16 protein-coding genes are annotated in these 24947 nt (G+C 68.3%); 7 read left to right on the top strand and 9 right to left on the bottom strand.

Annotated elements, in window-relative coordinates; genetic code table 11:
• The first annotated feature begins 21 nt into the window (after nucleotides 1–21).
• Together rarD and dnaE are read left to right on the top strand one after the other, a co-directional pair.
• Nucleotides 22–945, top strand: a complete 924-nt coding sequence (rarD, locus tag KZJ41_RS16450; protein WP_006933438.1) for an EamA family transporter RarD — start codon at nucleotides 22–24, stop codon at nucleotides 943–945.
• A gap of 101 nt (nucleotides 946–1046) precedes the next feature.
• Nucleotides 1047–4583: a DNA polymerase III subunit alpha gene (gene dnaE / locus KZJ41_RS16445; RefSeq protein ID WP_029544158.1), complete on the top strand. Its 3537-nt coding sequence runs from the start codon at nucleotides 1047–1049 to the stop codon at nucleotides 4581–4583.
• 52 nt (nucleotides 4584–4635) lie between these two features.
• Here the strand turns inward: dnaE and KZJ41_RS16440 are convergent, their stop codons facing one another.
• Nucleotides 4636–4863, bottom strand: coding sequence for a hypothetical protein (locus KZJ41_RS16440; protein WP_102799770.1), 228 nt, complete (start codon nucleotides 4861–4863; stop codon nucleotides 4636–4638).
• Nucleotides 4864–5294: 431 nt separating this feature from the next.
• Here KZJ41_RS16440 and KZJ41_RS28520 point away from each other — a divergent pair, with 431 nt between their 5' ends.
• Nucleotides 5295–5807, top strand: coding sequence for a transposase (locus KZJ41_RS28520; protein ID WP_306430601.1), 513 nt, complete (start codon nucleotides 5295–5297; stop codon nucleotides 5805–5807).
• A gap of 1857 nt (nucleotides 5808–7664) precedes the next feature.
• A complete protein-coding gene (locus KZJ41_RS16430; protein WP_251549303.1) occupies nucleotides 7665–10493 on the top strand; it encodes a LuxR family transcriptional regulator in 2829 nt (942 codons plus the stop codon).
• A gap of 768 nt (nucleotides 10494–11261) precedes the next feature.
• Here the strand turns inward: KZJ41_RS16430 and KZJ41_RS16425 are convergent.
• From KZJ41_RS16425 to KZJ41_RS16395, 7 genes are all read right to left on the bottom strand, one after another.
• Nucleotides 11262–11546, bottom strand: a complete 285-nt coding sequence (locus KZJ41_RS16425; RefSeq protein ID WP_251549301.1) for a chorismate mutase — start codon at nucleotides 11544–11546, stop codon at nucleotides 11262–11264.
• Nucleotides 11547–12422: 876 nt separating this feature from the next.
• Entirely contained in the window at nucleotides 12423–14798 is a 2376-nt protein-coding gene (locus KZJ41_RS16420; RefSeq protein ID WP_251549299.1) for an MMPL family transporter, read from the bottom strand.
• 73 nt (nucleotides 14799–14871) lie between these two features.
• Nucleotides 14872–16272 (bottom strand): cytochrome P450, encoded by a 1401-nt coding sequence (locus KZJ41_RS16415; RefSeq protein ID WP_168579741.1) that lies wholly within the window; start codon nucleotides 16270–16272, stop codon nucleotides 14872–14874.
• 10 nt (nucleotides 16273–16282) lie between these two features.
• Nucleotides 16283–17254, bottom strand: a complete 972-nt coding sequence (locus KZJ41_RS16410; RefSeq protein WP_373566483.1) for an aminotransferase class I/II-fold pyridoxal phosphate-dependent enzyme — start codon at nucleotides 17252–17254, stop codon at nucleotides 16283–16285.
• Nucleotides 17255–17310: 56 nt separating this feature from the next.
• Nucleotides 17311–18366: a 3-oxoacyl-ACP synthase III family protein gene (locus KZJ41_RS16405; RefSeq protein ID WP_029544146.1), complete on the bottom strand. Its 1056-nt coding sequence runs from the start codon at nucleotides 18364–18366 to the stop codon at nucleotides 17311–17313.
• Between the two features lie 2 nt (nucleotides 18367–18368).
• The gene (locus KZJ41_RS16400; protein WP_006943756.1) at nucleotides 18369–19025 is read right to left on the bottom strand and encodes a hypothetical protein; all 657 of its coding nucleotides are present in this window, start codon (nucleotides 19023–19025) and stop codon (nucleotides 18369–18371) included.
• Nucleotides 19026–19045: 20 nt separating this feature from the next.
• Nucleotides 19046–20719, bottom strand: a complete 1674-nt coding sequence (locus KZJ41_RS16395; RefSeq protein ID WP_065922498.1) for a thiamine pyrophosphate-binding protein — start codon at nucleotides 20717–20719, stop codon at nucleotides 19046–19048.
• A 1477-nt stretch (nucleotides 20720–22196) separates the two neighbouring features.
• Here KZJ41_RS16395 and KZJ41_RS28460 point away from each other — a divergent pair.
• The 3 genes from KZJ41_RS28460 to ilvA all read left to right on the top strand — a co-directional run bounded on the left by KZJ41_RS28460 (nucleotide 22197) and on the right by ilvA (nucleotide 24256).
• Complete coding sequence (locus KZJ41_RS28460) at nucleotides 22197–22328, top strand: hypothetical protein (protein WP_255326746.1); 132 nt, start codon at nucleotides 22197–22199, stop codon at nucleotides 22326–22328.
• Nucleotides 22329–22383: 55 nt separating this feature from the next.
• On the top strand, nucleotides 22384–22818 hold the full coding sequence (locus tag KZJ41_RS16390; RefSeq protein ID WP_006943762.1) for a nitroreductase family deazaflavin-dependent oxidoreductase: 435 nt from the start codon (nucleotides 22384–22386) through the stop codon (nucleotides 22816–22818).
• Between the two features lie 115 nt (nucleotides 22819–22933).
• Entirely contained in the window at nucleotides 22934–24256 is a 1323-nt protein-coding gene (gene ilvA / locus KZJ41_RS16385) for a threonine ammonia-lyase IlvA (protein WP_037200948.1), read from the top strand.
• Between the two features lie 135 nt (nucleotides 24257–24391).
• Here the strand turns inward: ilvA and KZJ41_RS16380 are convergent, their stop codons facing one another.
• The gene (locus KZJ41_RS16380) at nucleotides 24392–24928 is read right to left on the bottom strand and encodes a TetR/AcrR family transcriptional regulator (RefSeq protein ID WP_006943765.1); all 537 of its coding nucleotides are present in this window, start codon (nucleotides 24926–24928) and stop codon (nucleotides 24392–24394) included.
• Nucleotides 24929–24947: the final 19 nt, after the last annotated feature.

The following is a 24947-nucleotide window of genomic DNA, read 5'->3' as shown; positions in this document are numbered from 1 at the left end:
ACCGGGCCCTACCGTTGAGCGGTGAGCAGCACCGCATCGCGCTTCGACGCCGGCATCGTGTGCGGGCTCGGCGCCTATCTGACGTGGGGACTCTTCCCGGCGTTCTTCGGGCTGCTCGAGCCCGCCGGACCCGTCGAGATCCTCGCCCACCGGGTGCTGTGGACGCTGCTGGCGATGCTGCTGCTGCTCGCCGTGCTCGGCCGGCTCGGCTCGCTGCGGGGACTGGGCGTGCGGGTGTGGGCCCTGGTCGCGGCGGCGTCGGTGGCCATCGCCGTCAACTGGGGTACGTACATCTACGGCGTCGTGTCGGGCCGGGTGGTCGAGACCGCGCTGGGCTACTTCATCAACCCGCTGGTCAGCGTGCTGTTCGGGGTGTTGTTCTTCCGGGAGCGCCTGCGCCGCGCCCAGGTCGCGGCCCTGTTCGTGGCGACCGCCGCGGTGGCGGTGATCACCGTGGACTACGGCCGGCCGCCGCTGATCGCGCTGACCCTGGCGTTCTCGTTCGCGCTGTACGGGGTGGTCAAGAAGATCGTGCCGCTCGATCCGCGGACGTCGCTGACGGGGGAGGGCATCGTCGCCGTGCCGTTCGCGGCGGGCTACCTGGTCTTCCTCGCCGTCACCGGCACCGGCACCTTCACCGGCCACGGGGCCGGGCACTCGCTGCTGCTCGTGTCGGCCGGGCTCGTCACGGCACTGCCGCTGCTGCTGTTCGGGGCGGCCGCCCAGCGGGTGCCGCTGGTGACCCTCGGCATGCTGCAGTACCTGACCCCCGGCCTGCAGATGGCGTGGGGCGTGCTGGTGCTGCACGAGGACATGCCCGCCTCGCGGTGGATCGGCTTCGGGCTGATCTGGACCGCGCTGGCGGTGTTCACCGTCGACGCCGTTCTGCGGGCCCGCACGGCGCGCGGACGCCTCGAACCGGTCACCTCGAGTACACCGGAGTAACACCGGTCACGACTCGCCGCCGGCGCCGGTGTGGCGGTCCGATCCCGTCGCCGGGGAGGCCTACACTCGGGATGCTCACAGACCTTCCGGGAGAGGCACGCGTGGCTGACTCGTTCGTTCATCTGCACAACCACACCGAGTACTCGATGCTCGACGGCGCCGCGAAGGTCGGTCCCCTGTTCAAGGAGGCCGAGCGGCTGGGGATGACGGCGGTCGGGATGACCGACCACGGGAACATGTACGGCGCCAGCGAGTTCTACAACGCCGCGACGAAGTTCGGGATCAAGCCGATCATCGGCATCGAGGCCTACATCGCCCCGGAGTCGCGGTTCAGCACCAAGCGCGTGCAGTGGGGGGATCCGAGCCAGAAGTCCGACGACGTCTCCGGTTCCGGCTCGTACACGCACATGACGATGGTGGCCGAGAACGCCACCGGACTGCGGAACCTGTTCAAGCTGTCCTCGCTCGCCTCCATCGAGGGCCAGCTCGGCAAGTGGGCCCGGATGGACGAGGACCTCATCGCCCACCACGCCGAGGGCATCATCGCGACCACCGGCTGCCCGTCGGGGGAGATCCAGACCCGGCTGCGTCTCGGCCACGACCGCGAGGCGCTCGAGGCGGCCGCGAAGTGGCAGGAGATCTGGGGCAAGGACAACTTTTTCCTCGAGCTGATGGATCACGGCCTGTCCATCGAGCGCCGCGTCCGGGAGGGCCTGCTCGAGATCGGCCGCACGCTCGGCATCCCGCCGCTGGCCACCAACGACTGCCACTACGTCACCAAGGATGCCGCCGAGAACCACGAGGCGCTGCTGTGCATCCAGACCGGCAAGACGCTGTCGGATCCGACCCGCTTCAAGTTCGACGGCGACGGCTACTACCTGAAGTCCGCCGCGGAGATGCGGGCGCTGTGGGACGGCGAGGTGCCCGGCGCGTGCGACAACACGCTGCTCATCGCCGAGCGGGTGCAGTCCTACGAGGAGGTATGGACCCACCGCGACCGCATGCCGATCTTCCCCGTGCCCGAGGGGGAGACGCAGGCGAGCTGGCTGCGCAAGGAGGTCATGCGCGGCCTCGACCGCCGCTTCCCGAACGGCGCGCCCGACGAATACCTGCGCCGCGCCGACTACGAGATCGACGTGATCTGCGAGATGGGTTTCCCGGCGTACTTCCTCGTCGTCGGCGACCTGATCAACCACGCCCGCGAGGTGGGTATCCGGGTCGGTCCGGGTCGGGGCTCGGCCGCCGGTTCGCTCGTCGCCTACGCCATGGGCATCACGAACATCGATCCGATCCCGCACGGCCTGCTGTTCGAGCGGTTCCTCAACCCCGAGCGCGTGTCCATGCCCGATATCGACATCGACTTCGACGATCGCCGCCGCGGCGAGATGGTGCGGTACGCGACCGAGAAGTGGGGCAACGACAAGGTCGCCCAGGTGATCACGTTCGGCACCATCAAGACGAAGGCCGCGATCAAGGACTCGGCGCGCGTGCAGTTCGGCCAGCCGGGCTTCGCGATCGCCGACCAGATCACCAAGGCGCTGCCGCCGCCGATCATGGCCAAGGACATTCCGGTGTCGGGCATCACCGACCCGAACCACGAGCGGTACAAGGAGGCCGCCGAGGTCCGGGCGCTGATCGAATCCAACCCGGACGTGAAGAAGATCTACGACACCGCGCTCGGCCTCGAGGGCCTGATCCGCAACGCCGGCGTGCATGCCTGCGCGGTGATCATGTCCTCCGAGCCGCTGATGGACGCCATCCCGCTGTGGAAGCGGGCGCAGGACGGCGCGATCATCACCGGCTGGGACTACCCGTCGTGCGAGGCCATCGGCCTGCTGAAGATGGACTTCCTCGGTCTGCGAAACCTCACCGTCATCGGTGACGCGATCGAGAACATCAAGAACAACCGCGGCATCGACCTCGACCTGGACACGCTGCCGCTCGAGGATCCGCCCACCTACGAGTTGCTGGCCCGCGGCGACACCCTGGGCGTGTTCCAGCTCGACGGCAGCGCCATGCGCGATCTGCTGCGCCGGATGCAGCCGACCGGCTTCGAGGACATCGTCGCCGTGCTCGCGCTGTACCGGCCCGGCCCGATGGGCATGAACGCCCACAACGACTACGCCGACCGCAAGAACGGCCGGCAAGAGGTCAAGCCGATCCACCCCGAGCTCGAGGAGCCGCTGAAGGACATCCTGGCCGACACCTACGGCCTGATCGTCTACCAGGAGCAGATCATGCAGATCGCTCAGAAGGTGGCCGGTTACTCGCTCGGACAGGCAGACCTGCTACGGCGAGCCATGGGCAAGAAGAAGAAGGAGATCCTCGAGGAGGCGTACGGCGGCTTCCAGAAGGGCATGCTCGACAACGGCTTCTCCCAGCCCGCGATCACCGCATTGTGGGACACGGTGCTTCCGTTCGCCGGATACGCGTTCAACAAGTCGCACGCCGCCGGGTACGGCCTCGTCTCGTTCTGGACGGCGTACCTCAAGGCGAACTACCCCGCCGAGTACATGGCGGGCCTGCTCACGTCCGTCGGCGACGACAAGGACAAGGCTGCGGTCTACCTGTCGGACTGCCGCAAGATGGGCATCACCGTGCTGCCGCCCGACGTCAACGAGTCGCGGGTCGACTTCGCGTCGGTGGGGGAGGACATCCGGTTCGGCCTCGGCGCGGTGCGCAACGTCGGTATCAACGTCGTGGCGTCCATCATCCGGGCGCGGGAGGAGAAGGGCCGGTTCACCGACTTCTCCGACTACCTCAACAAGATCGATGCGCTCGCATGTTCGAAGAAGGTCACCGAGTCGCTGATCAAGGCCGGCGGGTTCGATTCGCTCGGCCATCCCCGCAAGGGCCTGATGCTGGTCCATGCCGACGCGATCGACGCGGTCATGGGCACCAAGAAGGCCGAGGCGATCGGGCAGTTCGACCTGTTCGGCGGCGCGGACGCCGACGAGTCGGTCACCTCGGTGTTCAACGTGAAGATCCCCGAGGAGGAGTGGGATACCAAGCACAAGCTCGCCCTCGAACGGGAGATGCTGGGCCTGTACGTGTCCGGGCATCCGCTCAACGGCGTCGAGCACGTGCTCGCCCAGCAGTCGGACACCGCGATCCCGACCATCCTCGAGGGCGCGATCAAGGACGGCACCCAGGTCACCGTGGGCGGCATCCTCGCGTCGGTGAACCGCCGCATCAACAAGAACGGTCTGACCTGGGCGTCGGCGCAGCTCGAGGATCTCGCCGGCGGCATCGAGGTGCTCTTCTTCCCGCAGTCCTACTCGGTGTACGGCATGGACGTGGTCGAGGACTCGGTGGTGCTGGTCAAGGCGCGGGTGTCGATCCGCGACGACCGGATCTCGTTGATCGCCAACGATCTCGCCGTGCCCGACCTGTCGCAGGTCGGGGTGGCCAAGCCGCTGTCGGTGTCGATGCCGACCCGGCTGTGCACCCCCGACAAGGTCGGGGCGCTCAAGAGCGTGCTCACCCGCCACCCCGGTACCTCGGACGTGCACGTCCGGCTGATCTCCGGCAGCAAGGTCACCGTGCTGAAGGTGGACGACAGCCTGCGGGTGGAGCCGTCGTCGGCGCTGATGGGGGATCTCAAGGCTCTGCTCGGGCCGGCCTGCCTGGCGACCTGACCCGCCGACGGTGTCTGCAGTCGGACGACGCTGCGGTCGGGTGTCGCTGCGGTCAGGTGTCGCGGCGGTAGTGCAGCAGGCGGGCCCACCAGACGACGGTGGCGGTCGCGGCGGCGGTGAGCACGGCGGTCTGCGCATCCGCGGTGATCGCGAACAGCGCCAGGAGGACCAGGACGGCCGCGACGAGTGCCTCGAGCTTGTACAGCGGCCATGCGCTTCCGGCCACGTCGACGGACGCGGGCCGGCGGCGGGTGGGGGTGGGCGAATCCATCGTCGTCATCTCGACCTCCGTGCGCCTCGGGGAACCCGTCCGCCAGGCTACTCGCAGACTTGTTTTCGGTCTACCGAACATTGCCGATCGGCGCGGTGACGCCGGGTCCCGGCGGTCGGGTCGTCGCCCTCGCCGTCGATGTTGCCCGGCGGCGGCACGGGCGGCTCGAGCAGCGCCCACTGGGCGTCGGTGAGCGACGACGACGGTACACCGCGCACTGGTGTCCGGGGGTCGTGTCCGGGGTGGGGCATGACGGGCACGGCGCGATGAGCGATGATGGCCAGTGAACTCTTGGTCGGGTCGTGACGTAAGCACTCTTGACTGACCAGGAGTTCACCTGTTCCCACACTTCACATGCCTCGCCACCGGCTCGTAGCGTTCTCGGATGCACTCTGAGCTCGATTCTTCACCTCGGCGACCTGCTGCGACTGTAGGGGCCGGTGTTGTTCGGCGTGTCGCGGCGACTCGCGACGGTTACCACCCGATCATCTTGGGGTTCCTTCCACAGAAACATCCGAGACGAGGACACATGGTGGCCGTGGGCATCAGTGTGCCCGACGTGCGGGCCGTCGGCGAGCAGCCGAGCAATCGATACGCGTATCGACCTGGCGGCGTTCCGGGGCCGGTTCTACGACTGCCTGACCACTCGTCGTGACGCATTGTTCGAGTTGACTGACGCGGTGCTGTGTTCCGGCGGTGCGGTCCGTACCCTCGTCAAGTTGCCCCTGACACCCGAACGCCGTCGCGGTCACGGCGCCCTGTACGACGGCCTGGGCGGATTCGACATCGATCGTCTACGGAACATGATTGCCGCCGAGTCGATCCCACGCGACCGCGAGGGCGCGATCGTGTTGGCCGTCGATGTCAGGGCCTGGCCGCGCCCGGATGCCCGACGAGCCCACAGCGTACGTTCCGCCACGTGTACGGGCGCGGCACGGGACGGGCGCAGCTGATCCCCGGCCGGCAGTACTCGTTCGTCGCCGCGCTCGAGCCGGGTCGCACCTCGTGGACGGCGGTGTTCGACGCAGTCCGCCTGCAGCCGGACGACGATGAAACACTCGTCACCGCAAGACAAGTGCGCAGCGTGGTCGAGCGTCTGCGAGCGGCCGGGCAGCACCGCGACGGTGACCCGGACATCCTCCTGATCTTCGACGCTGGTTACGACCTGCCTCGGCTGGCGGTCGCCCTCACCGACCTTCCGGGGTGGATCCTGGGCCGAATGCGCGGGGACCGCGTGTCGTGCTTCCCGGCGCTGCCGCCGGGCCGCACCGGCGCCACCCCGGCACGGCCCGCAGTTCCGGTTCGCCGACCTGAGCAGCTGGCCCACACCCGCGGCCACCACGAGCACGGTCACCGGCCGGTACGGAACGGCGACGGCCTCCGCATGGAATCAGCTGAACCCGAGGCTCATCCACCAAGGGGTGTGGGCCGAGCATCCCGGAGCACTGCCGATCGTCGAGGGCACGGTAATCCCACTGACCGTCGGCCATCTGCCCGGAACCGGCACCCGGCCCCGGTATGGCTGTGGTACTCGGACCCCACCGTAGGAGGTGACCACGTCGACGGACTGTGGCAGATGTTTCTGCGCCGCTTCTTTCCTCGTGCACACCTTCGAAGAAGTTCAAGCAGGCGTCGGAGTGGACTGCGCCGACGATCCGCCGTCCCGAGACGGCCGATCGCTGGACCTGGATCGTCATCGTGGCGCATGCCCAGCTGCGGCTCGCCCGGCCCCTGGCCGAGGACCTGCGCCGACCCTGGGAGCGACCGCGGCCTCCGGGCCGGCTGACCCTGGCCCGGGTCCGTCGCGGGTGTCGGTGCATCTGCCGGACGATGCCCACTCCGGCCGGTGCGCCGAGACCCTCCCGGCCCGGTCCCGGACGACCCTTCGGCTCGAAGAACACCCGTCCCGCTCCGTATTTCCACGCGGGCAAACGCGTCAGAACCGACATGCAGGAACCGGCCGGTGTAAACCGCACAGGTCAAAAATCAAGCTCAGGGAATGGAGTAGCCGACTACTCGGGCTTACTGTCTCCCGAGCTAAGACGATCAGGTGGTGCAGTAACTACTCGATCAGCGCACAACAACCACGGCGGACGAAGTAGCAGACGCGCGGTGCAATCGGAGTCCGTTGCGGCGATCACTGACTGATGTATGAGCTCGATAATCTTCGAATTCGAATCGAGTGCTGGAACGCCTCGGCAGAAGCGGTGCGCCCGCTGCGCGAGTAGTGCACCGGACAGCGCGCCGTTTTTCGGCGCAATCTGCAAGATTGTACGACGCGCGAGTCGGATGAACATGCTGCGAATCGTTGGTGGCGACTGCGCCAGCACACGATCGGGCAGAGATGACATCGCTCACTGGCGACTGCGCCGGACCGCACGGAACACCGAGGGTGGATCGATTGCCCACCCAGGGTGGGTTTCCGGGTGGTCGAGCGAGCGGAAGATAGACAAGGAGGCAAATCTCAGTTTGGAACAAATGAACGGCCATCGGGGAGGCGTGGACGACGTCGGTTACGCGCTCGTGACCTGGGTGGACGGCCCCATGTGGAGGTCCGAACGGCCTCTATGTCGAACAAAGTCCATCAATTGATGTCGGTATCCGTGCATGACGGTCTCCTCGAGCGGCCGCTCGGATATCCGGCCGTGGGCCGCGAAAGGATGTACTGCTACAAGATGTTGCGGACCGATCCGGCTGGCGTGACGGTGCTGCCATTCCGGTGGAGTTCTCGAACCGAAAACGCTCCGGGAACGACTTGATCGAGTCGATTTGAAAACTTCCTAGAACTCATAAAGGAGCGAGAAGGAGCAATGCACGAATCGACCATGGTGCGGCACAATCGGGTGTTCGACGACGCCTCGAGCGGCACCCCAAACGATTCCAATGTGCTTTTCGGGCGGCGGCCGGAATGCGCACGAATTGATCAGTTGTTGGCGGAACCCCTGACGGGGGCGAGCGCCGCGCTCGTCATCACCGGGGATCCTGGGATCGGTAAGACAAGCCTGCTGCGCTACGCCCGCGACGGCGCTCGCACACTGAGAGTGTTGTCCGTGAGCGGGGTCGAGGCGGAGACCATGTTCCCGTTCGCAGCGCTAGGACGATTGCTCACGCCCGTCCTTGATCGGCTCGGTTCGCTGCCCGCCGTTCAGGCGGACGCCCTGCGCTGCGCGCTCACGCTCAGCGCGGAACGACCCCGTGACCGCTTCGCTGTGTGCGCGGCGGCATTTCAGTTGCTCGCGACGACGGCCGAGAGATCCCCGACTCTCGTGCTCGTCGATGACGCGCAATGGTTGGATGTCTCCACCGCCGAGGCACTCGCCTTCACTGCACGCCGACTGCGGGCCGAGGGACTCGTGCTGTTGATCGCCACGCGCGACGTCGGAGGCTTCGCGGACATCGAGCAGCTGAACATCGGCGCGCTCGACGAGGATTCCGCCGCGGAGTTGCTCACCGCCCGATTCGCGGCTGCACCCGCCGAGGAGGTCGTGCGCGCGCTTACCGCGGAACTCGGAGGCAACCCACTGGCATTGCATGAGGTCAGCGGCACCCTCACCCGCGCTGAGCTGACCGGCACCGACCCGCTCCGAGCGCCATTCTCGGCGGAGAACGCCGCATCACGCATCTTCGGCCCGCGTATCTCCGCCCTCGACCGTGCATCGCTGCACGCGCTCCGCATCACCGCGGTCGCCGCCGGTGATGGCCTCGAGGTGGTGCTCGCCGCGCTGGCGGCGGAACCTGGAGATTGTGCCGCGCTGGAATCGCTCGAGAACAACGGGCTGGTCGCCGTCGAGGTCGCCGATGTTCATTTCGTGCACCCGTTGCTGCGTACTGCCGTACTGACCAATCTGACACCGGGCCAATTACGGGCACTCCACCGAACTGTTGCCTCCGTCATGACGGCGCCGTCACAGGCGGAACGCCGGGCCTGGCACCTCGCCGAGGCCGCTCTGGGGCCTGACGAGGCCGCCGCTCGAGCCCTCGAACAGGCTGCAGACCATGCGCTGAGACGCAGCGGCTATGCCGGCGCCGCTCTGGCGCTCGAGCGCGCCGCTGAACTCTCCAGGGACGGCCCCTCGAAGGCGCGCCGATTCTGTGCCGCCGCGAACGCGGCGCACTCCGCGGGACAGCTTGACACTGCGCTGCGACTGCTGAGGAAGTCCGAAGAGTATACGGTCGATCCCGTCCTGCATGCCGACATCGCGGACATGCGCGGTCGAATTGAACTTCACACGGGACGGGCCAGCGTCGCCCGCATGGTGTGGCAGGCCGGCGCGGTTGCGGTCAGCGAGGTAGACCCCGCGCGGGCGGCCTCGTTGCGGGCCACGGCTGCCATTGGAGCGCTGGCAGCGGGTGATCCCGCGGGCGCCTGTGCGCTCGCGCGGGAGGCCGCCCACTCAGCTTCCCCGGCCGACGGAAACACCCAACTCCTGAGCAAGACCGTCATCGGGAACGCTCTGACACTGATGGGCCAGGAGTCGGACGGCATGCGGTGGATGCGGGAGGCGGCCGCGTCGACCCGGAAGCCTGCGGCAGGTGAGCCCGACATCGAGTGGGTCCTTGTCGGCGCGCTCAGTGGTGTGACCTGGTACGGCGAGGAGATCGATCCGCGGGGGTTCCTCGATCCGTTGCTTCATCAGCTACGGCGCAGCGGCGCGCTGGGCCATCTACCGCTGGCGCTGCATGTTGCAGCGCTCGCCGACAGTAGGCGAGGACGGCTGCAGTCGGGCCGGTCCGCGGCTGCGGAGGCGGCCGAACTGGCGGCCGGTATCGGTGACGTCTTCACGCTGTGTCCGGCGCTGGGCTGCCTTGCGCTGCTCGAAGCGCAAGTTGGTGACGAACAGTCCTGCCGTGCTCATGCTGCAGAATCGCTGCGACAGCGTGAGGTCACCCGCTTGGGCGTGATGCATCACGTGGCGCTGGAGGGATTGGGCCTGCTCGAGCTGAGCCTGAACCGACCCGATCGGGCGATTCCATACCTCGAAGAGGTCAATCGAGGCCCGGAGCCGGATGTACGCGACCCGATGGTGGTGCGAGTCTCGTCCCTGGATCTCATCGAGGCCTACGTTCGGGTCGGTGCGGACATCAGCGCCACAATGCGAGATCAGCTGGGGGGATTCGCAGGGTTGACGCTGCCTCCGGCGCTCAGTGCTTTGATCTGGCGGGCTATGGCGTTGGTAGCTGGCGATGGGGATTACGACGAGTTCTTTTCGCGGGCACTCGCCTTCCACGCTCGGTGCCCGTCGCCGTTCGATGCGGCCCGCACGCGATTGTGCTATGGCGAACGGCTCCGTCGGGCGGGTCGTCGGCGCGACGCGCGCGAGCATCTTCGTTGCTCACTCGACGGGTTCGAGCGCATTGGGGCCCGCCTGTGGGCGGCGCGGGCGGCCACCGAACTCACCGCCGCCGGGCAACCAGCCAAGGCGCGAAGTGGAAGCGTTGCCGACGCGCTCACCGCACAGGAGTTGGAGGTGGCCCAGCTTGCTGCAAACGGTGGCACGAACCGTGAGATCGCCACGCAGCTGTTCCTCAGTGTCAAGACGATCGAGATGCACCTGGGACGGGTTTATCGCAAGGTTGGTGTCCGCTCCCGGACGCAGCTCGCCAACTCCTTCCGGGACAGCGTGAAGGACTGCGTGTGATCACCGCCGGGCGCTGTACGCGATCCACCCCGCCCGTGGTCGTCGTCAAGGGCGCTTCGACTGCCTCCCCTGGCGACGCGGTTGCCGGGACAGCACCCGATTCCAGGCGGGGGACGGCCCCGGCTTCGCGCTACCGGCTCCGGCCCTTCGACCTGCACGGACCTCGTCCTTCTCGAGACACCCCACTCGGTCAGCTCGTCAGCCACCTCGGGCAGGGGCGCCGCTCTCACCGTTCCTGCGGTACCGGGCTGGTAGGTCGCGAGGGCGGCGGCACCGATCTGGCCGAAGAACCGGGCCTCGTGCTCATCGAGGACATCGATGAGCACGAGCGGCGAGATCATCCGCAGCAGCCGGCCATCAGCGAAGCTGACAGTGCGTGCGCGAACTTATGGGATGGCGGTCACGATTGGGCCGACGTAGTAGTACGGTGCACCCGTGCCGATGCACTGGATGAACGCTCGGGTACCGGGTGTGTATCGGAAGAAGATCGGGTTCGGTCCGGTCTCGAATTTGTAGAAGTCCGGGACCACTTGTAGGTACGGCGGCTCGAGACTCCATCCCTCGCACTCCCACGTTTCCCCTGGTGCCAGGTCCATGCGGATGACCCCGCCGGGTTCGGGTGTGGCGACCGGCGGGGTCGCGGACGCAGTGCCGACTGCCAGCAGACCGAGCGCCGCTGCCGCTGCCACCGACCCGGCACGTCGGATGTTTCTGAGTCGGATGTTTCTCATCGGAAGTCCTCCTCTTGTCGGGTTTGGGGTGGCAAGTTCAGCGGTGGTTGCGCGGATGCGCCAGCCGGATCAGCAGGCTGCCGAGCGAGTGGCCTTCCTTACCGAGCACTCCGAAGCGGTGGATCACCGCGAGGTCGCGCTTGTACGGGGTGCCGGTGACGCCGCAGGCCCGCTCGACCGCGGCAACTCTCCGAGAGAGTTCCGTGCGCCGGACGACCGCCGCGAGAATTTCCGCGTCGATGTGGTCGATCTCGTTGTGCAGCTCGTCGAACTCGATTGTGATCGATCGCTCGTCCGATTGGGGGCACGCAAGTGGGTTCATCTCCAGCTCCTGGCAACTATCGCGTATCAGGTCGGTGGTTGTCGGCGGTTCACCGTGGAACCGAGACCGACACTATGGATTCCACGAAGTACCGACGGCTGCAAATCTCCACACCGAGGGAAAGGGTCACGGGTGGGGACGGGACGGATCGTGCAGTCGGCGGCCGGACCGGGCGATGGCGGGCACGTTGCCGGGCGAGCCTGTTCGGCGACGAGCCGGGGGTGAACCGTCTCGTGGCTTCGGTGATCGCTGCGTCCTCGATCATGAAAAGCCTCGCTTCATCGGCGCATTCTGCGACGCACTTGCCGGTCTCATATCGGGTATGGGGAGAGCATCCTTGACGAAGCCGTCGCACTTCACCGCGTGGCGGTAACGAGTAGTCGACTCCTGTTTCCGCGGCAACCTCGCCACGTCGGGCGGGACGGCGCCCACGACCGGCACGCTGAACAACGGCGCGGATGCGGGAGCAAGCGGGCCGAGCCTGACGGGATGGATCGCCTCGGGAACGGCCATCGCTGCGCGAAGCACTTTCTTGTTCAAGGTGTTCTTCTCGTGGTGTGTTTCGGCGGGTGTTGCACCCGGCACGAGTGGTTGACGTGGAGAACATCATTCGGCATGGGCACGGTGACCGGCGACGGGGAAAACCCTCGACCGCGATGTTTGGGCCGAGCACCTGTTCGCCGCGGTGCAGGACACCGTGGTCGAACACCAGGTCGCCACCGCGCTGTCCTCCCAGCTCGCGTGCCCGGCCTGCGAAATCCCGCGGCGGCACAGGGACAGCCTGGACCATCGTGATGGGGACGCTGTTCGGCACGCTGCCGCTGGACAGTCCCCGCTGGTGGCGCAGCCCGTGCACGCCGCAGCCGACCCGAACGTTCAGCTGCCTGGCCGCGACCCTGCGGGAGCGGACGACCTCGGGGACTCGCGCACCCCGATCCGCGCGTGCAGTCGGCGCAGCGGTCCCGGTGCCCACCAGTTGAACTCGCCGGCCACCCGCATGAACGCCGGCACCAGCACACCGCGCACCAGTGTGGCGTCCATCAGTACGGCGAGCGCAGTGCCGATCCCGAACATCTGCATGAACGACAGTCCGGTCGAGAAGGACAGCAAGGTCACGGTGAGCAGGGCGGCCGCGCTGCTCACGATCCGCCCGACGCGCCCCAGGCCCTCGATGGTCGCCTCGGTGGTGCCCGCCCCGCCGTCGCGCGCCTCCTTGATCCGGCTGAGCAGGAAGATCTCGTAGTCCACCGACAGGCTGAACGCGATGCAGCACAGCAGCACCACCATGCCGATGTTCAGCGGTGCGGGCGTCACGCCGGTGATCGCGGCCAGGTGCCCGTCCTGGAACAGCCACACCATCGCGCCGATCACCGCGATGAGCACGAACACGTTGAGCAGCAGCGCCTTGATCGGCACGATCATGCTTCCGGTGAATAGGAACAACAGCACGAAGGTCGACACGGCCAGCAGTGCGAGTGCCGACGGCAGACGGCCGGCGATCGCGGAATTGCTGTCGATCAGCGTCGCCGTCGGGCCGCCGACGGCAACGCGGTTCTCGGCCACCGCCGGCAGCGCCCGGATCTCGTGCACCAGGTCCTGGGCCGGTTCCGATTGCGCGTCCACCGTCGGTTCGACCAGCACGTACCCGGCATCGTCGGCGGTGAAGCGCGCGCTCTGCGGTCCCGGACCGGCCACCAGCATCCCGTGTTGGTAGCGGCCGAAGGCGCCGTCCACCCGGGCCACCTCGTCGAGCGCGGACACCTCGCGGGCCACCCGCTCGAGCGCCGCCGCGTCGTTGCGCGCCACCAAGATCGCCGCGTCCGAGCTGTCGGCGGCATAGTCGTCCCGGATCGCGGTGGTGACCTGACGCGCGGCCGAATCGACCGGCAGCGCTCGCTCGTCCGGGGTCGCGAACCGGGCGTGCAGGACCGGAAGGCCCATCAGTAGCAACAGCATCAGCACCGGCAGCGCGGCGCGCACCGGTCGGCGCGTCACCGCCGCCGCGGTGCGACGCCAGAACGGTGAATCCGCCGCCAGCCGGTCGCGTCGGCGCCGCACCGCCAACGAGTCGATTCGCCCACCGAGCAGTGCCAGAATCGCCGGCAGCACCACCACTGCGCTCACGGCCGCCGTCACCACCACCGCCATCGCCGCGAACCCGACCGACCGCAGGAAGTAGATGGGGAACACGAGCATCCCGCCCATCGCCACCGTCACGGTGGCCGCGCTGAACAAGATGGTGCGGCCGGCCGTCGCGACCGACTCGATCACCGCTTCCCGTGGTGGATGCCCGGCGGCCCGCTCCTCGCGGAACCGGGACACCAGCAGCAGCCCGAAGTCGATGGCGAGGCCGAGCCCGAATGCCGTGGCCACGGTCAGCGCGTAGACGGACACGTCGGTGACCTGGGCCAGCACGAACAGCACCAGCATCGTCGCCAGAATCGAGGCCACGCCCAGGCTCAGCGGCAGCAGCGCGGCCACCACGCTGCCGAACACGATGATCAGCAGCAGCAGCGTCGCGGGCAGCGCGATCGATTCGGCCAGCTTCAGGTCCTGCGCCACGTGGGTCTCGAGGGCGTCGGTCAGCCCCAGCTTGCCCCCGGCCGCCACCCGCACCGCCGGGTCCTCGGGCAGCTCCGCGAGGATCGTCGTGGTGTGCCGGGCGGCCTGCTCCGCGGTGCCGCCGACGTGCAGCAGCACCAGCCCGGACCGGCCGTCGGTGCTGCGCAGATCCGGCAGCCGCGTGGTCCAGTAGGAGCCGACCTCGGTCACCTCCGGCTCCGCCGCGATCCGCCGCTCGAGCCGCTGCGCCGCGGCCATCACCTCGGGGCTGTTCACATCGCCGGCGCGGGCGGTGACCTGCAACACCAGGTTGGGTGTGGAGCCGCCGAAGCGCTCGTCGAGGAAGGCCTCGGCCAGAGACGATTCCGAGCCGGGGTCGTCGAAACCGCCGACCTTCAGCTCGGCGGAGACACCCGTGCCGAACACACCGGCGAGCACCAGGAAGGCCAGGGCGCCGGCGAGAACCCGGCGGGGACGGTCGACGATGAGGGTGGCGAGCCGTGTCACCATGACGTCGTCGCTCCTTCGCGATCGTTTGCCGTGCGCGGTGGTGAGCTGTTGTTCCTCCGATGCCGCGTGTCGCGGCTCGTCGTCGCGTTTACCGGCGCCGCCGTGAGCGCCGCAGTCTGCACCATGGCGAGGGCGTTGCGACCCGGGCCCGGCCGGGTAGCCGTCGGTGGTGGTGCTCATCTCGATCCTGCTCTCGATCGTCGGCAATCGGATTCATCCCCGCCCGGAACACCGGGCGCCGCCGCGCTCGACATCACCCCGGACCGTGCGGGACCGACGACCCGTCCGAACGGTCGTCCTGGTGCCGCGGGCCCAACACTTCGAACATGATCGGCCTTCGCGGCCCGGTCGCGATGTTGTGTGGGACCGACACCGGCGGCGGCCGGCGTAGGGCCCGCTCCGGCAGAGCCAGCCGGACCCGCGACAGGATGGTCGCCAGCACGATCGGCATCTCGTACTCCGCCAGGGCGAACCCGATGCACCGTCGATGCGCGCCGCCGTACGGCGCGAATTCGAACGGACTGTAGTGCCGCCCGACGAAACGCTCCGGATCGAACCGGTCGGGTCGTTCCCAGACATCCGGATGCGAATGCAGGAGCGGCAGGGCGATACCGACCGTTGCGCCCGCGGCTACCGGGACGCCGCGCACGTGCAGCGGCCCGGTCAGCCGGCGCAGCACGATCGGCACCGGCGGGTGTAACCGCAGCGTCTCGTGGCACACCGCGTCCAGGTACGGCAACCGAGCGAGGTCCTCGGGCGCCGCCGTCGCGCCCAGGTCCCGCACCTCGGCTATCACCCGCTCGCGGACCTCAGGGTGGCGGTGCAGATGGAACAACGCCCAGCACACCGAGGTCGCGGTGGTCTCGTGCCCGGCCACCAGCAATGTGCGGAGTTCCTCGCGCAGCTCGCCGTCGTCGATCCGCGACCCGTCTTCGTAGGTCGCGGCGAGCAGCATGCTCAGGATGTCCACCCGGCCGTCCTCGGGGTCCGCGCGCCGGCGCTCGATGTCCTCGGTCAGCAGCGCATCGAATTCGTCGCGGGCGCGGACGAACCGATCCCAGGGCGCGTGTCCGAACACACCGCGGCGCAGCGGTGGAACCAACATCAGCGGGCCGGTGTAGGCGGCGAGGAAATCGGCGACCACCCGGATGTATTCGGCCGGGCGTTCAGCGCCGGTGAGCCCGAACACCGCCTCCAGGATCACGCGCAGGGTGATGGCCCGAAGGGCAGACCGCGAGTCGACGATGCGTCCCGGAGTCCAGTCGGCGATCTCATCGAGGGTCGAATCGCGGATGATCTCGCCGTATGCCCGCATCCGCTGCCCGTGGAACGGTGGTGTCAACAATTTCCGTTCCCGGCGGTGCCGCTCTCCGGATATCAAGATCAGCGACGCGTCCCCGACCAGCGGCGCGATCGGATTCGGTGTCGGGGGCTCGACCAGATCGACGGGCGCACGGAAGATATCTCGGGCACCCTCGGGATGTCCGGTGAACAGGATCGGCGTGAAGCCGGGAAACCGGACCTCGAACGGGTCACCGTCGCGGTCGCGCCGCCACCGGAAATAGCGATCGGGATCGGCCCCGGCGGTGAGCGTGCGAACAGCACCGCGCCCGGCCGCACGTAACTGCGAGGCACGCGGCAACATCGTCGACATACCGCGGCCCTCAGATCGCCTGCAGTGCCCGCAGCACCGCGCGGCCGGCGGCGGGATCGCCCACCGCGATGCGGGCGCTGCCGTCGGCGTAGGGTTTTGCCACGATGCCGGCACGCTGCAGCGCCGGTGCGATGCGCGACCCGTTCAGGTAGAGGAAGTTGGCATGGCTGCGGGGAACATGCACCCCGTTCTGCCGCAACGCCACCCACAAGAGTTCGCGTTCGGCGGTGATCCGCGCGACCCGGTCCCGCAGCTCGTCCTCCGCCGCATAGGAGGCGGTCACCGCCGCCACCGCCGCGCAACTCATCCCGAACGGCAGCTGCCGGCGCCGCACCCGCGCCACCAGCTCCCGCCCTCCGAATGCGTACCCGATGCGCAGCCCGGCCAGCCCGAATGCCTTCGAAAACGTCCGCAGCACCAGCATATTGGGGTAGCGGCGAATGAGGCCGAGCACATCGACCGCGTCGGCGGCGTCGATGAACTCGACGTAGGCCTCGTCGAGGATCACCACCACCTGCCGCGGAATCGAGGACAGGAACACCTCCAGGTCGGCCGCGGAGACCAGGGTGCCGGTGGGGTTGTGCGGCCGGCACACCACCACCAGCCCGGTCCGGTCGTCGACCGCCTCGCCCATCGCACACAGATCCTGGCGACCACCATGATCGAGCGGTACCGCCACCGCTTCCACGCCCAACATGTCGGCCATGATCGGATAACCGTCGAACGTCGGGTTCGCGAACACCATGGTTTCGCCGCTTCGCAGCACGGCCTGCATGATCTGCATCGCCACCCCCGTCGCGCCCGAACCGACCGCCACCTGCTCCGGGTCCACACCGACCCGGTCGGCGATGATCCGGGGAAGCCGCTGCGGCAGAAACTCCGGATATCGATTCGCCCGGGCCATCTGTTCGTACAGCGCCGCCAGCACCGACGGCAACGGCGGGAACGGGTTCTCGCTCAGCCCGAGCTCGAAGTGGGGCATCGGCCTGGTCACGCCGCTCCCCGCCGACGGTGTCGTCGCCTCCGCGATCTCGCCGGTCATGGCGTCGGCCCCGCTCCCCATCGGACGGCGGCCGCACCGGCGAAGTCGCCGGCGTGGGCGAATCCGGCCAGCACCACCAGTGACCCGTTGCCGATGCGCCCGTCCCGGTTGGCGGTATCCAGCGTCACCGGAATGCCGGCGCCGAAAAGGTTTCCGCACTCGTCGAAGGTGTCCGGGTGCTGCTCCGGGGTCAGCTGCATGGCCTCGCGCCAGTTCCGCAGGAACAGCCGGTTGGGTTGGTTGGTGACGAAGGTGTCGACCTCGGCGGATTGCACGCCGATCCGATCGCAGACCGCCAGCGCCACCTCCGGCACCAGCCGGTTGCCGCGGGCGAACACCTTGGTGATCTTGGACTCGGTGAACCCCACGCAGACCTGCCCGAGGCCCGGCTCCCAGTACTTGCGATCGGAGACCGGAACTCCCTCGAAGGTCATGTCCCCACCGAACTCCGGATAGGTGCGGCATTCGATGCCCAGGATCGGGGCGTCGTCGGATTTGGTCAACAGGCCGACCCCGCAGCCGTCGCCGGGGACCGAGGCATGCGCCAACCCTCGGATCTCGCTCTGGGTGAAGACCTGTCCCGCACTGTTCTGGGTCGTGGCGACCAGCGCCGTGGTCGCATCGGAGCTCTGCAGGATGGTCCGGGCCAGCGCCATCATGTGCACGAACGACGCGCAGCCGCCGTTGTGCACGTCGATCACCCAGTCCGGGCGCAATCCCAACCGGCGGGCCACCTCCGGGCCGCAGCCGAGCACCGGGTTGTCGGGCAGCTGGGTGTGGGTGAGCAGCACATCCACGTTCGAAATCGTGTCCGCGCCGTGCCTGTCGATCAGCGGGGCCACCGCCCGCTCCACCATGTCCACCGCAGTCTCGTCACGGGCCACGTGGTGCCGATACTTCGGCGAGCGGAACATGACGTTCTTCGCCATCCGGTCCGAGCGGGAGAACTGAGTGAAATATTCGGTGGGAACCCGATTCTCCGGTAGATAGCTGGCGACGTCGACCAGGCTGACCGTGGGCCGGGCCGCTGTCATCGGTGCGTGCACTGTCATGCTCATTTCATCCATTCCGGCTTGATCGGCAGACCGTGGGTGGCGCGGTACTCGCAGATGGCCTTGAGGTTGTCCATCTCCAACTGATGTCCGGCGGAGAACATGTCCCAGAAGTCGCCGACCCACACCGGGCGGTTCGCCGGTGCCGTCTCCGGGTAAGGGTTCTCGTCGTAGAACGGGTGGCGGCAGTTGGTCCACAGCACCACCGATCCGGGCTTGTTGAGCACCACCTGCGCATCGACCACCCGCATCAGATAGATCATCCACAGGTGTCGGCCCTGGTCCCACGCGCAGTGGTAGTCCACCGTCATCGCGTCGGGGTTCGCGACGGTGCGCACATAGCATTTCGTCTGGTCGCCGAGTCGGTCGTAGGAGAGCCACAGCCCGGGCTCGTCGGTCTCGGTGAACCCGCGCAGGCTGTAGGTCCACTCCTCCAGACACCGGGTGTCCGCAAGGTACTCGTACACCTCACGCGGCGGCGCCGCGATGTAGGCGTTGACCGGGCAGAACTGACCGAACACCTGGTCGTGCGGGTACACCGACCGCAGCATGTCCACGATGATCGGTGTGGTGGCCTCCTTGTCGGAATTTTCGATCCGCAGCACACCCGGGATCAGATCCTCGGCGATGTCGCTCAGAGCGGGAAGACTGATGGTCACGATTTCTCTCCTTCGGTTCTTTATCGGGGGCTGGTCAGGAACGGCAGGAACGGTGGTATCTCGTCGGGATCGCAGTCCACCGCTACGAACGACGGGCCTTCGGTGTGCGCGCTGCGTGCCAGCGCGTCGGTCAGCTCGCCGACACTTCGCGCGGCGAATGCCGGCAGCGTCGGGAACATCGCCGCGATCCCCTCGCCGAGCAGGGCCGGCCGGAATCGGTTGAAGCTGTATCGATCGCGGTAGAACAGTTGCTCGCGGGTCACGCACATCGCGTGCGCGTTGTTGTTGAACACGATGAATGTCACCGGCAGGTCGTGCTCGATCGCGGTGTGCATCTCCAGGCCGTGCATGAAGAACGCGCCGTCCCCGGCGATCACGAACGTCCTTCTGTTCCGCGCGAACGCCGAGCCGATCCCCGCGCCGAAGCTGTAGCCCATGCCGCCCATCCCGAGGGCGACCACGAACCGCCCGCCGCGGGGCACCGAAAGATGATGCACCACCGATGCGCCCGTGTTCCCGGCGTCGGCGAACACGTCCGCTCCCGCCGGCAGCATCGCTGTGATCGCCTCCACGGCCTCGCGGTAGCGCAGCCCCGGACCCGAGGAGTCGGGTACCTCCAGCGTCGTCAGGGCCTGCGGGCCTGCCGGTTCCGGTACGCCGTCGACGTCGAACAGCGCCGTGAGCTCGTCCAGTGTCGACCCGAGGTCCATGCTCACCGCGTGCACCGTGGGCGCATAGGGTGGTTCGGCGCCGATGCTGGCCACCGGCACTCCGGCCAGCGCACCGTCGAGCCCGGCTCGTGCGGTCATCGGCATCCGGGTGCCCACCAGCAGGCACAACGCCGCCTGCTGCACGGCGTCGACGAGTTCGGCGTGGCCCATTATGCCTGCCACACCGCAGAATCCATGCTCGTCGGCGGCGTAGCAATCCTTCGCATCCGGTGCCACCCCGACCGCCGCGTCCAACGCGACGGCCAACGCCCGCACCTGCGCGCGGGCATCGTTGCGCGCCACCTGATCGCCGACGATGAGCACGATCTTGCCGGTCCGCCGGGCCGCGGCGATCATCTCGGCGACCCGGGCCAGCCCGATGTGATCGCGAACCACCCGGCGGGTCGGCGGGGTGAACCGGGGCCCCGTAACGGTGGCCTGCTGAACATCCTTGGGCAACAGCAATACCGCAGGCCCACCGCACAGCGCCGCGGACACCGCCCGCTCCAGGTGCTCGGCGATGTCCTCGGGCCGCTCGACCCGCGCGCAGTAGCGGGAGATCTCGAAGAACAACCGCGCAGCGTCGATCGAACCCGCCCGGCCGCTGGAATCCTGGAACGCCCCGCCGCCCTCCAACGTGGTCGGTGGCTGACCGACCAGGGCCAGCACCGGCACCCGCGAGGTGTAGGACTCGGCCAGTCCGGCGACCAGGTTCATCGCGCCACCACCCGAGGTGGCGGCGACAACACCGAGCCCACTCGACGAGCGTGCGTACCCGTCGGCCATGGTGGCCGCGGAGAACTCGTGCTTGGCAACCACCCCGGTCACATCCACGTCGGCATCGAAGACCGCGTCGTAGAGGTCCTCGATGTTGGCGCCGTCCACCCCGAAGATGTTCCGCACGCCCAGCGCGGCCACCGCATCGACCAGGTAGTCGACGACCCGCCGCTGTTCGCGTCCATGACTTCGACCGCTCGTTACCATGCCGTGCTCCTCCCGGGACTTCGGTCCCTGCTCTTCTTGTCGCTTCCCGATGTGGTGAGGTCTGGCCCGATCGGGTCACCGTCACGGGTGCCCTTGGGCGACCCCACACGTAGGGGCTGGGGTCAGGTTCGGGAGCGCCGGGCCTACCCGGAATCTCTGCATCGTTGCGCTCCGCCTGGTGCGCAGCTGATCGCCTACCACAATGTGCCGGCGCCGCTGCCCCCAGTAGGCACCCCAGGTTGCAAATCTCTACCCCGAGAGGAAATGCCACGGGTGGGGACAGGACGAACCGTGCAGTCAGCGGCCGGACCGGACGACGGCGGACACGCTGCCGGGCGAGCCGCTTCGGCGCCGGGCGGAGGTGAACCGTCCCGTGGCTTCGGCGATCGCTGCGTCTTCGGTCATGACGCCCTCACTTCATCGGCACATCCTGCGACGCACTCGCAAGTCCCATATCGGGTCTGGGGAGAGCATCCGTGCAGAAGGCCTCGCACTTCGTCCTGCGGCGGTAACGAGTAGTCGACTACCTGACCTGCCGATTCCCGATAGGTGGGCGCTCGACGTGACAGTGCCGCGCCCACGACCCGCCCACGACCGGCACCCTGAACATCGACGCGGATGCGGGAGCAAGCGGGCCGAGCCTGACGGGATGGATCGCCTTGGGGGCGGCCACCGCTGCACGACACACGTTCTTGGTCAAGGTGTTCTCCCTCGCAGTGTGCGCCGGGCGGGTGATGAGCCGCCGGCACGAATGGTTGACGTAGAACAGCATTCGGCACGGGCACGGTGACCGGCGACGGGGGAAACCCTGGACCGGACGCGCCGGGTTGTCCCCGATCGGAGCGGGTGGACGGCGAGTTCGAGGGATTTCCCCGTCGAGTGACCGAGGTCATCCACGCAAGAGTTATCACATGGCTGTTGATCTGTTGCGTGCGGCCGACCGGTTCGCCACCGCGCTGCACGTGCCCCTGTACGAGGAGGCACGTGCCCTTCGGCAGCGGCAGCAGTCACACAACCTGGTCCGAGGAGTTACGGCCCCACCGTTGGAGGCGGGAGGACTGCCCGTCCTGCTGGTCGGCGGTCTGCTCGACACCCCTGGCTGCTCGAGTCCCTCTCGGACTGGTTCGACCTGGCTGACTGTCGCCCCACGCCGGCGCCGGTCAACCGCGTGGTCGGTGAGGTCGAGGCCCGCACCTGCATCCTTTGCGCAGGTAGGCGCGGCGGTGCGCGGACACCCCGGAATGAAACCGTTGGGCTTCCATGCGATCAGTACGTTGCCACCGTTGTGACGGACTCGGACCAGCATCCTTTCGTCTTGCCGTCGGCGCGATCGTCGCGGCCGACTGGCCGGCAGACGCGCTTCGGCGAATACAGCAAGACCGGTCCTTCTCGAGTGTCCACGCCCCGAACTGCCAATGTAACCGATAATTAGTCACGCTAATCATATTCTGGCACCCATACACGTGAGAATGTGGAAGTGCCCAGCCAACTGCGTGAACGCGCGTTGCGGCTGCATCGGGAGTCCGAGCCGAAGCCAGTGATCCGGCGGCTGGTCGAGACGTTGAATGCACGTCGGTTGCCTGGCGACCCTTTTTCGCTGGTGGTTTGACAGATGAGCCGTGTTTTGGCAGCGAGGGGCGGCCGGGCGTGGTCGAATCGGGGCCATGCCTCTCACCGGAGAATACGAACCGAGTCCGTCCCAGTGGGCCGCCGACCAGGTGGCGCTGTACGAGAGTTCCGGCGGTACCGAGGGTACTACCCTGAACGGCCGGCCCGTCGTCGTGCTGACCAGCCGCGGAGCGAGGACCGGCAAGCTGCGCAAGACCCCGCTGATGCGGGTCGAGCACGACGGCGTCTACGCGGTGGTCGCCTCCCTCGGCGGTGCCCCGAAGCATCCGGTCTGGTACTACAACGTCCTGGCGGACCCGCACGTCGAACTGCGTGACGGGCCGACGGTCCGGGACATGACCGCCCGCGAGGTCCACGGCGAGGAGAAGGATCTGTGGTGGCGGCGCGCGGTCGAGGCCTTCCCCGATTACGCGGAGTACCAGAAGAAGACGGACCGGGAGATCCCGCTCCTGATCCTGGAACCGCGCTGACGCGCGAGCGCGGGAGCCGGGTGTGGCCGGCGGGGTGACGAAACCCGCGTTGGGGGTTCCGGGCGGGCAGTGGCAGCATAGGTAGGTGACCACTACCTCGCGAGCCGCCGATCCGATGCACCTGCCCGCCCTGAGCGTGGCCGACATCGAGGCCGCGGCGGAGCGAATTTCGGCGGTGGTCGCGCCCACCCCGCTCGAGCACAGCGAGCGGCTCTCCGTCCTCACCGGCGCGAACGTCTATCTCAAGCGCGAGGACCTCACCCGCGTCCGCTCCTACAAGCTGCGCGGCGCATACAACGTCATGGCGCAGCTCTCTCCCGCCGAACGCGAGGCGGGTGTGGTGACGGCCAGCGCCGGCAATCACGCGCAGGGTGTGGCCTACGCCTGCCGGGCGATGGGGGTGATGGGCCGGATCTACGTGCCCACCCGGACCCCGAAGCAGAAGCGGGACCGCATCCGTGCGCACGGCGGTGCCTTCGTCGAACTCATCCCCACGGGCGACACGTTCGACGCGGCGGCGGCCGCCGCCGCCGAGGACGTCGCGCGTACCGGCGCGACGATGGTCGCGCCGTTCGACGACGCGCGCACCGCGGCGGGGCAGGGGACCATCGCCCGCGAGGTGCTCGACCAGCTGCCCGCGGCGCCGGACCTGGTGCTGGTTCCGGTCGGCGGTGGCGGTTGTCTGGCCGGCATCGCGGCGTACCTGCACGAGAAGTCGCCGTCCACCTCCATCGTCGGGGTGGAACCGGCCGGCGCGGCGTCGATGACCGCGGCCCTCGTCGCGGGCGGACCGGTGACCCTGCCCGAGGTGGATCCGTTCGTCGACGGTGCCGCCGTCAAGCGGGTCGGCGACGTGCCGTACGCGGTGGTCTCCCGGCTCGGCGCCGAGATCGTCTCCCACGCGAACCTGCCGCTGGTCGCGGCGCTCCGCAACGACGGTCTGGGCACCGGGCCGTTCGGGATGACCCAGGTCGACGAGGGTGCAGTGTGCACCGCGATGCTGGATCTGTACCAGAACGAGGGCATCATCGCCGAGCCCGCGGGCGCGCTGTCCGTCGCTGCTCTCGAGGGGTTGACCATCGCGCCGGGCTCGACGGTGGTGTGCCTGATCTCGGGGGGCAACAACGACGTCTCCCGCTACGGGGAAATCATCGAGCGCTCCCTCGTGCACCGCGGCCTCAAGCACTACTTCCTGGTGGACTTCCCCCAGGAGCCGGGTGCGTTGCGGCGGTTCCTCGACGAGGTGCTCGGACCCGACGACGACATCACGCTGTTCGAGTACGTCAAGCGCAACAACCGGGAATTCGGGGCGGCGCTGGTCGGCATCGAACTCGGGGCGGCGGACGGCCTGTCGCCGCTGCTGGCGCGCATGTCGGCCTCGCCGATCGAGGCGCAGCGGCTCGAGCCGGGCTCGCCGGCCTACCGTTATCTCACCTGAGCCGCACGGGATTCCCGGCGGGGGAGGTGTGTTGTCGCCGCCGGGCCCGCCCGTCCGGTGTGTGCCGGCGCCCGTGAACCGCGTGCGCCGCCCGGGTGATTCCGATCGGTGCGGGTGTGGCGGCGGTTCCGGCGATCAGGGGTGTGCGGAGCCGAGCAGGCGGGCGACCACCTGTCTGTGCAGTTCCGGATCGGGCTTCGGGAGGCCGAGCATCGCACCGAGGTAGATGCCGTCGCCCACGAGGCGCACGATCTCGGCGGTGACGGGATCGTCGATCTCGGCGCGCAGGCCCTCGTCCCACGAGCGCATCACCTCGACCACCGCGCGCTGCACGTCGTCGTGCTGGCCGTCGGCACTGCGCAGCGCCGCCACCGTGGACCGGAACAGGGCCATCTCCGCGGCGTCGCCGGTCTCGTCCGGATCGGCGAGATACCACTCCGCGACCGGGGTGCCGCCGGCGACGGCATCGGCGAGCCGGGCGTCGCCCCGTTCGCCGAGGCGCCGCACCATCGCGGCGAGCATCGACTCCTTGGTCGGAAAGTGGTACAGCAGGCCGCCTTTCGAGACGCCCGCGGCGGCCGCGACGCCCTCGAGCGTCACCTGGGCGACCCCCACGTCGACGAGGGTGCGTTCGAGGGCGTCGAGGATGCGGTCGCGGGTGTCGGAGGCCATGGGCCGATTCTACCGATTG

Origin of the sequence: Rhodococcus sp. 11-3 (assembly GCF_023704055.1) — a bacterium.
In the GTDB taxonomy this organism is placed as follows: Bacteria; Actinomycetota; Actinomycetes; order Mycobacteriales; family Mycobacteriaceae; genus Rhodococcus; species Rhodococcus aetherivorans.
The sequence above is the reverse complement of the archived record's forward strand: the minus strand, read 5'-3'. Positions and strand labels throughout refer to the sequence as shown.